We start from the raw sequence: 13562 nt of genomic DNA, 5'->3' as shown, positions 1-13562 counted from the left end.
AAAGCGCCAGCCGACTGCTTCCGCTTGGCGGCGCAGCCTGCTGTCGGGGTTCATCGCGCATGGACTCCCCGCGCGGACGGTTTCTGCAGTGTGAGGTTCAGCAGAAGGTCGCCCACGAGTTCACCTGTATATATCCCGTCACGCTCTGCTGCAACCGTTCCGAGCATGCCGATCTGGCGAATTCACCCACCCCTCCCCGTCCAGCCCCGGCCTCGCGCGCAGATCGCGTGCAGATCCCCCGACCACGGGAGAGCACCTTAGCGGCTCATGGCAGACTCGCCTGGTGAACTTCAATTTCGCGGACATTCTTCGTGACACAGCGCAACGTCACGGTGAACGTCTCGCGCTGGTCGACGGGGACCGGCGGCTGACCTGGAGCGAGCTCGACGCCGCCGTGGACCGGGCTGCCCAGGGGTTCTCCGCGGCCGGTCTGGTGCCGGGCTACCGGGTCATCCTGTTGCTTGCCAACAGCATCGACTTCGTCACGTCCTACCTGGGGATTCTTCGCGCCGGCCTGGTCGCCGTACCGCTGAACACGGGCCTGACGGCGAGCGAGATCAGCACCGTCGTGGCCCATTCCGGCGCCCGCCTGGCGGTCGCCGACGGCGATCTCGCGAGCAAGATCCAGGGCCTCCGGACGGTCCGGGCCGGCGAGCTCGTCGGTGACGCTCCGTTACTTCCGCAGCTCGACCCGGAGACCCTCGCGGTCCTGCTCTACACCTCCGGGACGAGTGGGGATCCGCGCGCCGCGATGCTGTCCCATCGCGCGCTGGCCGCGAACGTGAAGAATCTTTCCGAGCTCGGCGAGGACCGGATGGGCCCCGAGGACATCGTCCTCGGCGTGTTGCCGATGTTCCACGCGTTCGGCCTGAACGCCGTCCTCGGCTGGGCCGTCGCGACCGGCGCCGCGCTCGTCATCGATCAGCGCTTCGACTCCAGCCACACGCTCGATCTGATCAGCAAGCACGGCGTGACGCGGCTGCCACTCGCACCGCCGGCGCTGAACGCACTGCTGGCCCGGTCCGACCTGCGCGACGCGATGCGGACGGTCAAGGTCGTCCTCACCGGCGCGTCGACGCTCGATCGCGCCATGGCCGACCGGTTCGAGCAGGCGACCGGGAAGTTCGTCCACCAGGGCTACGGCCTGACCGAGGCGTCCCCTGGGGTCACCACGACTCTCGGCGAGCACGACCCGAAGCCGGGCTCGGTCGGCCGCCCGCTGCCGAACGTCGAACTGCGGATCGCCGACGAGCAGGGCGAGGACGTCGACGGCGACGACCCCGGCGAGATCGTGATCCGCGGCGGCAACCTGTTCTCCGGCTACTGGCCGGACAGTGTCGACGGCCCGGACGAGGACGGCTGGTACCGCACCGGTGACGTCGGATACCTGGACGCCGACGGCGACCTGTTCCTGGTCGACCGGTTGCGCGAGCTGATCATCGTGTCCGGTTTCAACGTCTTCCCGAGCGAGGTCGAAGAGGTCCTGGTCCGGGCTCCCGGCGTCCGCGAGGCCGCGGTCATCGGCGTACCGTCCGAGGAGACCGGGGAAGCGGTGAAGGCGTTCGTCGTACCGGAGACCGGGGCGAGCGTGGACACAGCCGAGCTCCAGGAGTACGCCGGGACGCGGTTGGCCCGGTTCAAATGCCCGGTCGAGATCGAGGTGGTCGACCACCTGCCGCACTCGGTCACCGGCAAGGTCGCCAAGGGACAGCTGCGGAAATGACGCGCGTCACGCTCTACGGCAAACCCGGCTGCCACCTCTGCGACGACGCCCGGGCGATCATCCAGCAGGTCTGTGCCGAGCTGAGCGTCGACTGGACCGAGGTCGACATCACGCAGGATGACCAGTTGTTCACCGAGTACGGCGAGCAGATCCCGGTCACCTTCGTGGACGGCAAGCAGCACGACTTCTGGCGGGTCGACCCGGCCAGGCTCCGAAAGGCATTGACCGCTTAGTGCTGTCGGTCACCTCGGCAGCCGCCGATTTTGTTCTCACGTTCACAAGCTCCTAGAGTAAGAAGCGCCGTCGGCCGTCAGACCGCGGCTAGAACGAACGTTCCCCAGGAGAATTGTGACGCGTGCCAGCAGCCGTCGCCCCGGCCCGCCGACGAGAACCGAACGCGGCATTCCCGAGGCGACTGTCGCGCGCTTGCCGGTGTACCTGCGGGCCCTGACCGCGCTGTCGGACAGCGGGATCGCCACCGCGTCGAGCGAGGACCTGGCGACCGCGGCCGGCGTGAACTCGGCCAAGCTCCGCAAGGACCTGTCCTACCTGGGCTCCTACGGCACCCGCGGCGTCGGGTACGACGTCGAGTACCTGCGCTACCAGATCGCCCGCGAGATCGGCGTCACCCAGGACTGGGCCGTCGTCATCGTCGGGATCGGAAACCTGGGGCACGCGCTGGCGAACTACTCCGGCTTCGGCACCCGCGGCTTCCGGATCGTGGCCCTGCTGGATGCGGACCCGAAGCTGGTCGGTGAACGGATCGGCGACATGGAGGTCCGCGACTTCGCCGAGCTGGAGGACATCGTCAAGGCCGACCGGGTCTCGATCGGTGTCATCACCACCCCCGCCGGTCCGGCCCAGGAGGTGTGCGACCGGCTGGTCGCCGCCGGGGTGACCAGCATCCTGAACTTCGCGCCGGTGGTGCTGTCCGTGCCCAACGGCGTCGACATCCGCAAGGTGGACCTCTCGATCGAGTTGCAGATCCTGGCGTACCACGAACAACGAAAGTCCGGAGAGGCGGCGCTCCCCGAGGTGCCCGAGCTACCAGCGATGAACGGTCTCACCGATCTGCCGAGCGTGGGCGGAGGTGTTGGCGCATGAGCTACTTGGTCGTCGGGATCAGTCACCGCTCAGCTGACATCAACGTCCTCGAGCGAGTGGCGCTCGACGCGGACGCGGCGACCAAGCTGGCCCTGGCGGTCAAGCACACCCCGGCCGTCGCGGAGTCCGCGGTCCTTGCCACCTGCAACCGCACCGAGGTCTACGCGACCGTCGACCGGTTCCACGCCGGCATGGACGAGGTCACCGCGATCCTGTCCGAGATCACCGGCGTACCGCTGCTGGATCTGGCCGAGCACCTCTACGTGCACTTCGAGGAAGGTGCGGTCGCGCACCTGTTCCAGGTCGCGGTCGGGCTGGACTCGATGATCGTCGGCGAGAGCCAGATCCTCGGCCAGGTGAAGGAATCGCTGCGCGCCGGCCAGGACCTGGAGACCATCGGCACCGGCCTGAACGCCCTTTACCAGCACGCGTTGCGGGTCGGGAAGCGAGCCCGCGCAGAGACCGGGATCGACGCGGCCGGACGCTCTGTCGTCTCGGCCGGACTGGACTCGGTCGGCGGCTTCGAAGGCCGGCGCGCACTGATCGTCGGCGCCGGTTCGATGGCCTCGCTGGCCGCGCAGACCTTGCTCAACGGTGGCGCCGCGAGCGTGACCATTGCCAACCGCAACTACGACCGTGCGGTCGCGCTGACCGACCGGGTCGGCGGTACGGCGATCCAGCTCGCGGCCGTGCCGGACGCGCTGGCCGAAGCGGATCTGGTCGTGTCCTGCACCGGTGCGCGCGGCGTCGTACTGACCGAAGAGATGATCCGGAACGCGACCGACGGGCGGCCGTTGGGCGTCCTGGACGTCGCCCTGCCGCGGGACGTCGCGCCCGAGGCCGCCCGGATCCCCGGCGTCACGCTGGTCACCCTGGCCGATCTCGCCGGTACGGCGGGTGGCAGCGAGGATGACATCGAAGAGGTACGGCGGATCGTCTCGGAGGAGACGGGTTCGTTCGAGGCGACCCGGCGGGCCGCGTCGGTCGCGCCGACCGTGGTCGCGCTGCGGGCAATGGCGTCCGAGCTGGTCGAGTCCGAGCTGGCCCGGCTGGACCGGAAGCTGCCCGGACTGGACGACAACCAGCGGCACGAGGTCGCGCGAACCATCCGCCGGGTGGTCGACAAGGTGCTGCACACGCCGACGGTGCGCGTGAAGGAGTTGGCCGCCGATCCGGGCGGGCCGACGTACGCCGACGCACTCCGCGAACTGTTCGCCCTCGACCCGGCCACCGTCGACGCGGTCACTGCCGCGAAGACGCCGGAAGAGACCAGTCATACCCGCGCCGACGCGACCGGAGGTGACCGCGCATGATCAGGCTTGGTACGCGGCGGTCCGCCCTGGCGACCGCGCAGGCGACCTGGGTGGCCGACCAGCTACGCGCCCTCGGGCACGAGGTGGAGCTCGTCCAGATCGTCACCACCGGCGACGTCAACAAGGCGCCGCTGGAGCAGATCGGCGGCACCGGCGTCTTCGTCAGCGCGCTGCGGGACGCCTTGCTGGCAGGCGAGATCGACATCGCCGTGCACTCGCTCAAGGACCTGCCGACCGCACCGATCGACGGCCTGGCCATCGGCGCCGTTCCGGTGCGGGAGGACCCGCGCGATGTGCTGGTCGCCCGCGACGGGCTGACCCTCGGGGAGCTGCAGCAGGGTGCCCTCGTCGGTACCGGTTCGCCCCGTCGGGTCGCGCAGCTGGACGCGCTCGGGCTCGGGCTCGAATGCACCGGGATCCGCGGCAACGTGGACACCAGGATCGGCTTGGTGGCCGAAGGCAAATTGGACGCGGTGGTGCTCGCAAGGGCAGGGTTGTCCCGGCTGGGACGGCTCGCCGAGGTGACCGAGACGCTGGATCCGATCCAGGTCCTGCCCGCGCCGGGACAAGGTGCCCTGGGCATCGAGTGCCGGGCGGACGACGCCGGAGTGTTGGCTGCCTTGGCGCCGCTGGAGGACCCGGCCACGCGGGCAGCGGTGACGGCCGAGCGGCAGATGCTTGCCACTCTCGAGGCAGGGTGCACGGCTCCGGTCGGTGCCCTCGCCGAGGTGGTCGAAGGTGAGGACGGCCCGGAGCTGTGGCTCCGGGGAGCGCTCGGCCAAGAGGACGGTGTACGGCGGCTGTCGGCGAACGGGCCGGTGGACGACCCGGTGGCACTGGGCAAAGCGCTGGCGAACGAGTTGCTGGAGCGAATATGACACCGGCACAGAGCACGACGGCCAAGAAGACGAGCAGGACGAGGACGAGGGCGAAGGCAGACGTGAGCAGCGCGAAGACAGCGGCCACCGCGGCATCGACGACACCTCAGAAAGTGCCGGCGAAGGCTGCCGCCACCAGTACGGTCAAGCAGACCAGACCACTCGGCCACGTCACATTCGTCGGTGTCGGGCCGGGTGACCCTTCCCTGCTGACGCTGGCCGGGCGCGACGTGCTGGCCAACGCCGACGCCGTGGTGGTCGAGGGACCCGAGCACGACGCCTTCCTGGCGTACTGCCGGCCCGGGGTCGAGGTGATCGACGGGTCCGGCGCCGAGGGCAGCCGGGCGCTGAAGGTCGCTGCCCGGGCGCGGCTCGTGGTGAAGACGGCCAAGTCCGCGGCGAACGTCGTACGCCTGCTGACCGGTGACCCGTTCACCTTCTCCAGCGGTGCCGAGGAGGCGGCCGCGTGCCGCAAGGCGGGGATCTCCTTCAACGTCATCCCCGGTGTCAGCGAGGTCAGCGCCGTCCCGACGTACGCGGGGATCCCGCTGACGATGAAGGGCGACCGCGAGGTCACCGTCCTCGACCTGGCCGAGGCGAAGCTGGACCTGACCCGGCTGCACCCGAAGCAGACGTTGGTGCTGCTCAACGCGACCGACGTCCTGAAGGAGACCGTTGCCGCGCTGATCGAGGCCGGCTTCGACGCGACCACCCCGGTGGCCGCCACGGTCGGCGGTACGACGACCTCGCAGATCAGCGCGGTCGGCACGCTCGAGACGATCGTCGCGGACCTGCGCGCCGCCAAGATGACCGGCGAGGCCGTCATCGTGGTCGGCGCGGTGGTCGAGCAGCGCGAGGCGCTGTCCTGGTTCGAGACCAAGCCGCTGTTCGGCTGGCGGATCCTGGTCCCGCGGACCAAGGACCAGGCCGGCCCGCTGATGGACCGGCTGCGGCGGTACGGCGCGATGCCGGAAGAGGTGCCGACGATCTCGGTCGAGCCGCCGCGCAACCCGCAGCAGATGGACAAGGCGATCCGCGGCCTGGTCGAGGGCCGGTACGAGTGGGTCGCGTTCACCTCGGTCAACGCGGTCAAGGCGGTCCGGGAGAAGTTCGACGAGTACGGGCTGGACGCGCGGGCGTTCTCCGGGCTGAAGATCGCCGCGGTCGGCGACAAGACCTCCGAGGCGATCGGTGCCTGGGGCATCCGTCCGGACCTGGTCCCGTCCGGTGAGCAGTCCGCCGCCGGGCTGGTCGAGGACTGGCCGCCGTTCGACGAGGTGCTCGACCCGATCAACCGGGTGTTCCTGCCGCGGGCCGACATCGCCACCGAGACGCTGGTCGCCGGGCTGACCGATCTCGGCTGGGAGGTCGACGACGTGACGGCGTACCGGACCGTGCGGGCCGCCCCGCCGCCCGCGCCGACCCGCGAGGCGATCAAGTCCGGCAAGTTCGACGCGGTCGTGTTCACCTCGTCCTCGACGGTGCGCAACCTGGTCGGTATCGCCGGCAAGCCGCACGCGTCGACGGTGATCGCGGTGATCGGCCCGGCGACGCTGAAGACGGCCGAGGAGCACGGGCTGCGGGTCGACGCGATGGCCGACTCGCCGTCCGCGGAGGAGCTGGCCGACGCACTCGCTCGATTCGGCGCCGACCGGCGTGACACCATGATCGAAGCCGGTGAACCGGTCACCCGCCCGTCCGAGCGCCGCTCGGGCTCACGCAGGAAGAGCTAGTCCCTTGTCTGGTGGATTCCCGGAGGTCAGGCCGCGGCGGCTTCGGTCGTCGGCGGCGGTGCGCAGGCTGGTCGCGGAGACCACGCTGGAGCCGCGGCAGCTGATCCTGCCGATGTTCATCCGGGAAGGCGCCCGCGAGCCGATCGCGATCAAGTCGATGCCGGGTGTGTACCAGCACACCCGCGACACCGCGCGGAAGGCCGTCGTGGAGGCGGCTCAGCTGGGCCTCGGCGGCGTGATGCTGTTCGGCGTACCTGAATCGAAGGACGAGGTCGGGTCCGGCGCGCTGGATCCCGAGGGCATCCTGAACGTCGCGATCCGGGACGCGGTGCACGAGGCCGGCGACGCGCTGCTGGTGATGTCGGACCTGTGCCTGGACGAGTTCACCTCACACGGGCACTGCGGCGTACTGGATGCCGACGGTCGCGTCGACAACGACGCGACCCTCAAGATCTACGCCGAAATGGGCGTCGCCCAGGCAGAGGCCGGGGCGCACATCGTCGGCCCGTCCGGGATGATGGATGGTCAGGTGAGTGCGGTCCGTACGGCGCTCGACGCGGCTGGGCACCTGGACACGGTGATCCTGGCGTACGCCGTCAAGTACGCATCGGCGTTCTTCGGCCCGTTCCGTGAAGCTGTCGGCTCCTCCCTCCAGGGTGACCGCAAGACCTACCAGCAGGATGGCGCGAACGCTCGCGAGGCGATCCGCGAGGTCGATCTGGACGTGGCCGAAGGCGCCGACATCGTGATGGTGAAGCCGGCCCTGGCCTACCTCGACATCATCCGCCAGGTCCGCGACCACGTGAACGTCCCCGTTGCCGCGTACAACATCTCCGGCGAGTACGCGATGGTCGAGGCCGCCGCGGCCAACGGCTGGATCAATCGCGACCGCGCCATCCTCGAAACCCTCACGTCGATCCGCCGAGCCGGCGCCGACACCATCCTCACCTACTGGGCCTCCGAAGCAGTCCACCTCCTCAAGTAGCCCACGCGCCTGTGGATAACGGGCCGGTGGTGGGCCTGGGTGGGGTTACGCTCGGGGCTGTTGTCGATGGTGAGAGGGAGTGTTTGCCGTGCCGGAGGTGCCAGGGGACGGGGTGCCGGAGGTGTCCGAGGTGCCGGATGAGCAGGCGCCGGATGCGGATCTGCGGGCAGCTCGGAATGAGATCCGGGCGGTAGGGGCGACCCTGAGGGAGGCGCTGGCCGCTGATGATGCTCTTGTCGCCGGGCAGCGGCCCGCCGGCGAGGACGGTCAGTGAGTACGCCGGCGAATGGGATGACACCCGCGCAGGCGGCCGAGCGAGCGGCGGCGTTGGCGGAGATGACGGCCAACGCGTTGAACGCGGCCCGGACGACGCTGGGTGAGGCCGCCGACGTGACCGACATCGTCGACCGGCGGCTGCGCGACGCGGAGCACGGCGTCGGCGTGCTGTCCGATCAGGCCAACCGGGTCCGGTACGCCGAGACCGGGGAAGAGGCCGAGTTCCCGCTGAGGACCGCGCGCTACGCCGCGAATGACGTCCAGGAAGACCTGCGGAAGGCGCAAGGTGGCATCGACGAGGTGCGGGACAGGCTCGAGCAGAGTGCGCGGGCCGTCGCGGCCGGGCGCGACTTTCTGAACGAGCTGGACGAGTTGCCGGGTCAGCGTTCTGAGGCGAATGACCAGCTTCGGTACCGGCTGGCGGCCTTCGATCGGGCGGTGCACGGCGCGATGGCCGGCGCGGAGCGGACCAACTGGCGGCTGAGGGCCGCGCGAGAGAACCTCGAGCCGTTGCTGAACGTGCCCGGTACCGTCCACGACCAGTCCCGGACCGCGGCCGTGATCCAGGAGGCCGGCTCCGACGCGACCCAGGCGGTCGATGGGGCACGCGGTGGTATCCGGACCCTGCGCGATGACTTCGAAGCCACGTGGTCGGAGGCGTCGAACATCTCGCGTGACAGCTCCGAGCTGGCCGACGTGCTGCGGGCCGGCATGAACCCGACGAAGCCCTCCGAGCAAACCAGCCCGGCCGCCTCGGCTGAGGATCCCCGGCGGGCGTGGTCCGACGGGCGGGACCTGAGCAAAGGCCTCAACCTCTAGCCGTACTCGGTCATGAGATTCACCGCTCGAGCGTCGCTGAGATCGTTCAGCTGTCCAGGACGGTTGTGGCGAGGGCTCTTGCGGCACGGGCGGGGTGCTGGTGGTTTTGGGTGGTGCCCATGACCAGTGTTCCTTCGATCAGCAGGTGCAGTTGCTCGGCGGCGTGCTCGGGGCGGGCGTGACCGAGGGCCTCGAGCTCCCGGACCAGTAGGGCGCGGATCCGCTGCCGGTACGCGTCCGTCTCCGCATGCGCCGGATGGTTCTGATCCGCGAAGGCAAGGTCGATCGCAAGGTAGCGGCAGCCGCGGAAGCCCGCGTCCGAGACAAGCTCGTCCAGCCGGTCGAACAGCGCCAGGAGCCGGTCTCGGGGCGAATCGGCGTCGCCCAGAGCGCTCTCGTACCACGCCAGGTCCTCATCGGCGGTACGACGTAGCACAGCGGCCACCAGGCCGTCCTTGCCGCCGAAGTGCTCGTAGAGCGACCGACGGGCGACGTTCGCCTCCTCCAGCAGGGCGCTCACGCCGACCGAGCCGCCACGTGAGTAGAGGAGATTCTCGGCAGCGAGGAGCAGTCGCTCCCGAGGCCCCACGGTCTCGGCCTTCCCATTCATGCTCGGCACTCCTTGCCAGTAGATCGATCGGTCTATATGCTACCGGATAGACCGATCAGTCTACTTCTGGAGGATGCTCGCCATGACTGCACCAGACACTCCGTCGACCAGTGACACCGCCGAGAGCACTGAGACCGCCGAAACCATCCGCCTGTTCAACGACGCTTTCCGGCGCCGCGACACCGAGGCGATGGCCGCACTGGTCCACGACGACTGCCTGATGGTGTCTGCGCAACCAGCACCGGACGGCACCGCGTATGTCGGAAAGAAGGCGTGCGTGGACTTCTGGGCGGAGCTGATGACCGACGAGGCCAGTACCTTCGAGGTCGAACACGTCTTCTCCGCCGGCGACTGGGCAACGGTCCGGTGGCGCTACCGCTTCGGACCTGCGGACGCAGAATCAGTGCTCGGCGTGAACGTCACCCGCGTGAGCAACGGACGCGTCATCGAGCAACTCGGCTACACCAAGGTCCCCGGCGGACTCCCACTCCCGGAGTGAGGCCGGTCCTCCGGGGACGTTTAGCGGTGGATGGTGTAGTCGGATTGGGTGAAGCCGGCTTTGAGGGTTCGGGTGGCGTTGTGGGTCAGGGAGATGTCCTGGTCCAGGTCGCCGAACAGCGGGATGCCGGCGCCGAGGAGGACCGGGGCGGTGGTGATGGTCAGTTCGTTCAGGAGGCCGGCTCGGAGGAAGGTCTGGATGACCCGGCCGCCGTCGGTGTAGATGCGTTTGGCACCGCGGTCGTTGAGGGTCTCGATCAGGCCTTCGAGGGTGCGGTGGACAATGATGCGCTCGTCGGCGTCCGGGGCGAGCGTCGTACTGAGTACCTCGACCTGCTTGCCGTCGTACGGCCAGAAGTCGAAGCTGAGCACCTTCTCGAAGGTGTTGCGCCCCATCACGACGGTGTCGACCGACGTCATGAACTCGTCGTACCCGGTGTTACCGGCCCGCTCACCGCGTGAGGTGAGCCAGTCGATGGAACCGTCCGGTCGGGCGATGTAGCCGTCGAGACTGGTGGCGATGAAGGCAGCTGCATGGAAACTCACCTGACCATTTTTCCACGCGGCCGAAACAGGTCTAGGCAGGAGGCGGCCGCAAGCGAGTCTTATCCCTTCAGACCGGTTTGGGCGAGGCCTTCGACGAACTGGCGTTGGGCCAGCACGAAGATGATCAGGACCGGTAGTGCGGACAGCGTTGCCGCCGCCAGTTGGGTGTTCCACATCGGCCCTCCATAGGCGTCGACGTACTGCGTCAGCGCCTGCGGGATGGTGAACTTCTCCTTGCTGGACAGGAAGACGATCGGCTCCAGGTAGAGATTCCAGCTGTGCAGGAAGGTGAAGATCGACACGGCACCGATCGCCGGCCGGGCCAGGGGGAGGGCGACCCGCCAGAACAGGCCGAACCGGCCGAGACCGTCCACCCGGCCGGCCTCTTCCAGTTCGCCGGGCAAGGTGATGAAGAACTGCCGCATGATGAACGTCGCCAGCACGCTCGGCGCACCGAGCGCCGGGACCAGGATGAGCGGCCAGTGGGTGTCCACCAGGCCGAGCGCGTCGAACATCCGGTACAGCGGGATGATCGTCACCTCGTTCGGCACCAGCAGCCCGGTCAGCACGATCACGAAGACCACGCCCGCACCCCGGAACCGGATCCGCGCGAACGCGTACCCGGCCAGCGCGGACACCGCCAGCGTCAGGATCGTTACCAGGACGGCGATGTAGAGACTGTTCACGTACTGCCGCCCGAACGGCTGTAGCTCGAACACCTGCCGGTACGCGTCCAGCGTCGGCGACCCCGGCAGCAACGACGGCGGGAACGCGAAGATCTCGGTCACCGGCTTCAGCGAGGTCGTCGCCATCCACCAGATCGGGAACACGAACGGCACACAGCACACCAGCAGTACGCCGTACACGAGCACCTTGACTCTATGACTCATGGAACACCCACCGCCTCCGCATCCGCCACTGCACCACGGTGAGCACCAGCACAATCCCGAACAGCAGCAGCGAGAGCGTCGCGCCGTACCCGAAGTGATGGAACTGGAACGCCTGCTGGTACAGGTAGTAGACGAGCACCGTGGTCGAGGTCCCCGGACCGCCCTGGGTCAGTACGGCGATCTGCGCGAACACCTGCAGCGAGCCGACGATCGTCAGGATCATCGTCAGCAGGATGGTCGGACTGATCAACGGCACCGTCACCCGCCGGAACCGCGCCCATGCGGACGCGCCGTCGATCCGGGCGGCTTCGTAGAGCTCAGCCGGAACCCCCTGCAACGCGGCCAGGAACAGCACCATGTTCAGCCCGACGTTCTTGAACAACTGGACCACGATCACCGACGCCATCGCCGTACCGCCCGACCGCAGCCAGTTCGGCCCGTCGATCCCGAACAGGTCGAGGAACCCGTTCACACCGCCGTTGTCCTGCAGCAGGAACCCCCACACGATCGTCCACGCGACCAGCGTCACCACGACCGGCGAGAAGAACAGCGTCCGGAAGACCACCGTGCCGCGCAGCTTCTGGTTCAGCAGTACGGCGAGGAACAGCGCGAGACTCAGGTTCAGCACCACCAGGCCGGCGGAGAACACCGCGGTCGCCCGCAGCGCCGGCCCGAGCCGGGGATCGTCGGTCAGCGCCTGGTAGTTGCTGCCGCCGACGAAGTCGAACGTCCCGGCCAGCACGTTCCACTCGTGCAGGCTGTACCAGACCACCAGCCCGAGCGGAACGATGACGAAGGCAACGATCCCGGCGAGCTGCGGGGCGACCATCAGCCACCCCGCCAGCTCGTCGCGGCGCCGCATCGTCCAGTACGGCGGTCTGTCCGCGGGCGCCAGCGACGAGGCCCGCTTCTCCAAGAGCAGCGTCATTTCGCCAGCAGCGGGTTGACCTTCGCGCACACGTCCGACAGCACGGCCTTGACGTCCGCGCCCGGCTTCCACAGCGGGTCGAGCGCGGCCCGGACGGTCTGCTGCAGTTCGGCGTACCCGGTGTGGCTGGGTTTGATCGTGCCGCGTTCGATGCCCTTGACCACGACGCTGTCCAGTTGGGCGGGCTTCAGCAGCGGGTTCGCCTTGGCCAGGGTCTCGGTGGTGAGCTGCGACTTGCGCGGCGGCGGGAAGAACTGCGCGAGCTTGGCCGAGTTCTCCGCGTTGCTGAAGTAGGTGAGGAACTGCTTGGCCGCGTCGGCGTTCTTACCGCGCTTCAGGACACCGATCCCGGCCTGTCCGACGACCGAGTACTCACCGTCCGGACCGGTCGGCAACGGAACGAGGTCCCACTTGAACTTGGCCTTCTCCAGCAGCGCCGCCCGGCTGATCTGGGTCAGGACCATCGCCGAGTCACCGGCGTAGAAGTCCTTCGTCACGCCGGGACCGGGCATGCCCTTGGTGGTGAAGACGAGCTGATGGATGAAAGTCATCGCCTCCACCATCGCCGGCTGGTCGAACTGGCAGCTCTTGCCGTCCTCGCTCCATGGCCGCGCACCCCAGCCGGCCCAGATCGCGTTCAGCGTGTCCCAGCCCTTGAAGTCGAAGTCGCCGACCACCAGGCCGCCCTTGCCCTTCGCCTGGACGGCGGCCGCGGTCTTCGCAGCCTCCTCCCAGGTCCAGGTCCCGGCCGCGATCTGATGGGCCGGTGTCGGTCGTCCGGCCGCCGTCACCAGGTCGGTGTTGACGAAGACACCCAGCGGCGAGGTGGAGAACGGGTACGCGTACAGCTTGCCGTCCTTCTCCCAGTTGGCCGTCGTACTCGGCAGCAGGTCGGCGTCCTTCTCGATCGGCTCGAGTGCGCCGGAGGTGACGAAGTCGGGGGCGGTGCTCTCGAAGATCCAGGCCAGGTCCGGCACGTTGCCGCCGCCGATCTGGGTGGTGAGCGTGGTGGTGTAGTTCTCGAACGGGATCGCCTCGAAGGTGATCCTGCCGACCTCTGGATGGTCCTTCTTGTAGTCGGCGGCGATCTGGTCGAACAGGGCCAGATGCTTGGCGTTCGCACTCCAGATCGTCATCCGCAGATCAACCGGCCCTTTGGACCCGGAGTCCGAGGAGCCGCCCCCACAGGCGGTCAACAGGGCCGCGGTTGTGACAGCCGCGGTCAGCACACGTAGCTTCATCAGTCCTCCATCAGTAGC

At 68.6% G+C, this 13562-nt stretch carries 15 protein-coding genes; 10 read left to right on the top strand and 5 right to left on the bottom strand.

Annotated elements, in window-relative coordinates; translation table 11 throughout:
* The first annotated feature begins 283 nt into the window (after nt 1–283).
* From EV652_RS15940 to EV652_RS15900, 9 genes are all read left to right on the top strand, one after another.
* A complete protein-coding gene (locus EV652_RS15940) occupies nt 284–1723 on the top strand; it encodes a class I adenylate-forming enzyme family protein (RefSeq protein WP_132209912.1) in 1440 nt (479 codons plus the stop codon).
* Nucleotides 1720–1956 (top strand): glutaredoxin family protein, encoded by a 237-nt coding sequence (locus EV652_RS15935; protein WP_132209911.1) that lies wholly within the window; start codon nt 1720–1722, stop codon nt 1954–1956. Before EV652_RS15940 ends, EV652_RS15935 begins: the two co-directional genes overlap by 4 nt.
* A gap of 115 nt (nt 1957–2071) precedes the next feature.
* On the top strand, nt 2072–2827 hold the full coding sequence (locus EV652_RS15930; protein WP_132209910.1) for a redox-sensing transcriptional repressor Rex: 756 nt from the start codon (nt 2072–2074) through the stop codon (nt 2825–2827).
* The gene (locus EV652_RS15925) at nt 2824–4140 is read left to right on the top strand and encodes a glutamyl-tRNA reductase (RefSeq protein ID WP_132209909.1); all 1317 of its coding nucleotides are present in this window, start codon (nt 2824–2826) and stop codon (nt 4138–4140) included. The genes EV652_RS15930 and EV652_RS15925 overlap by 4 nt, the downstream gene beginning before the upstream one ends.
* Entirely contained in the window at nt 4137–5018 is an 882-nt protein-coding gene (gene hemC / locus EV652_RS15920) for a hydroxymethylbilane synthase (protein WP_132209908.1), read from the top strand. The genes EV652_RS15925 and hemC overlap by 4 nt, the downstream gene beginning before the upstream one ends.
* Complete coding sequence (locus tag EV652_RS15915; protein WP_242001798.1) at nt 5015–6751, top strand: bifunctional uroporphyrinogen-III C-methyltransferase/uroporphyrinogen-III synthase; 1737 nt, start codon at nt 5015–5017, stop codon at nt 6749–6751. Before hemC ends, EV652_RS15915 begins: the two co-directional genes overlap by 4 nt.
* A 4-nt stretch (nt 6752–6755) precedes the next feature.
* Nucleotides 6756–7736, top strand: a complete 981-nt coding sequence (hemB, locus tag EV652_RS15910) for a porphobilinogen synthase (RefSeq protein ID WP_132209907.1) — start codon at nt 6756–6758, stop codon at nt 7734–7736.
* An 88-nt stretch (nt 7737–7824) separates the two neighbouring features.
* A complete protein-coding gene (locus EV652_RS15905) occupies nt 7825–8010 on the top strand; it encodes a hypothetical protein (protein WP_132209906.1) in 186 nt (61 codons plus the stop codon).
* Nucleotides 8007–8831 carry a hypothetical protein gene (locus tag EV652_RS15900; RefSeq protein WP_132209905.1) on the top strand — a complete coding sequence of 275 codons (825 nt, stop codon included), beginning with the start codon at nt 8007–8009 and terminating at the stop codon, nt 8829–8831. Before EV652_RS15905 ends, EV652_RS15900 begins: the two co-directional genes overlap by 4 nt.
* Before the next feature lie 46 nt (nt 8832–8877).
* On the opposite strand, the gene EV652_RS15895 is transcribed toward EV652_RS15900, so the two are convergent.
* Nucleotides 8878–9441, bottom strand: coding sequence for a TetR/AcrR family transcriptional regulator (locus tag EV652_RS15895; RefSeq protein WP_132209904.1), 564 nt, complete (start codon nt 9439–9441; stop codon nt 8878–8880).
* Nucleotides 9442–9523: 82 nt separating this feature from the next.
* Between EV652_RS15895 and EV652_RS15890 the strand changes: the two genes are divergently transcribed.
* The gene (locus tag EV652_RS15890) at nt 9524–9940 is read left to right on the top strand and encodes a nuclear transport factor 2 family protein (protein WP_158441169.1); all 417 of its coding nucleotides are present in this window, start codon (nt 9524–9526) and stop codon (nt 9938–9940) included.
* A 20-nt stretch (nt 9941–9960) separates the two neighbouring features.
* On the opposite strand, the gene EV652_RS15885 is transcribed toward EV652_RS15890, so the two are convergent.
* Genes EV652_RS15885 through EV652_RS15870 form a run of 4 tightly spaced genes read right to left on the bottom strand, consistent with a single transcriptional unit; the run spans nt 9961 to nt 13544 of the window.
* A complete protein-coding gene (locus EV652_RS15885; RefSeq protein ID WP_132209902.1) occupies nt 9961–10485 on the bottom strand; it encodes a dihydrofolate reductase family protein in 525 nt (174 codons plus the stop codon).
* 59 nt (nt 10486–10544) lie between these two features.
* Nucleotides 10545–11375 (bottom strand): carbohydrate ABC transporter permease, encoded by an 831-nt coding sequence (locus EV652_RS15880; protein WP_132209901.1) that lies wholly within the window; start codon nt 11373–11375, stop codon nt 10545–10547.
* Nucleotides 11365–12303 (bottom strand): carbohydrate ABC transporter permease, encoded by a 939-nt coding sequence (locus EV652_RS15875; RefSeq protein ID WP_199238210.1) that lies wholly within the window; start codon nt 12301–12303, stop codon nt 11365–11367. The genes EV652_RS15880 and EV652_RS15875 overlap by 11 nt, the downstream gene beginning before the upstream one ends.
* Nucleotides 12300–13544, bottom strand: a complete 1245-nt coding sequence (locus EV652_RS15870) for an ABC transporter substrate-binding protein (protein ID WP_132209900.1) — start codon at nt 13542–13544, stop codon at nt 12300–12302. Before EV652_RS15870 ends, EV652_RS15875 begins: the two co-directional genes overlap by 4 nt.
* Nucleotides 13545–13562: the final 18 nt, after the last annotated feature.

Origin of the sequence: Kribbella steppae (assembly GCF_004342025.1) — a bacterium.
GTDB classification, from domain to species: Bacteria; Actinomycetota; Actinomycetes; order Propionibacteriales; family Kribbellaceae; genus Kribbella; species Kribbella steppae.
This window is presented reverse-complemented; position numbering and strand designations above follow the sequence as displayed.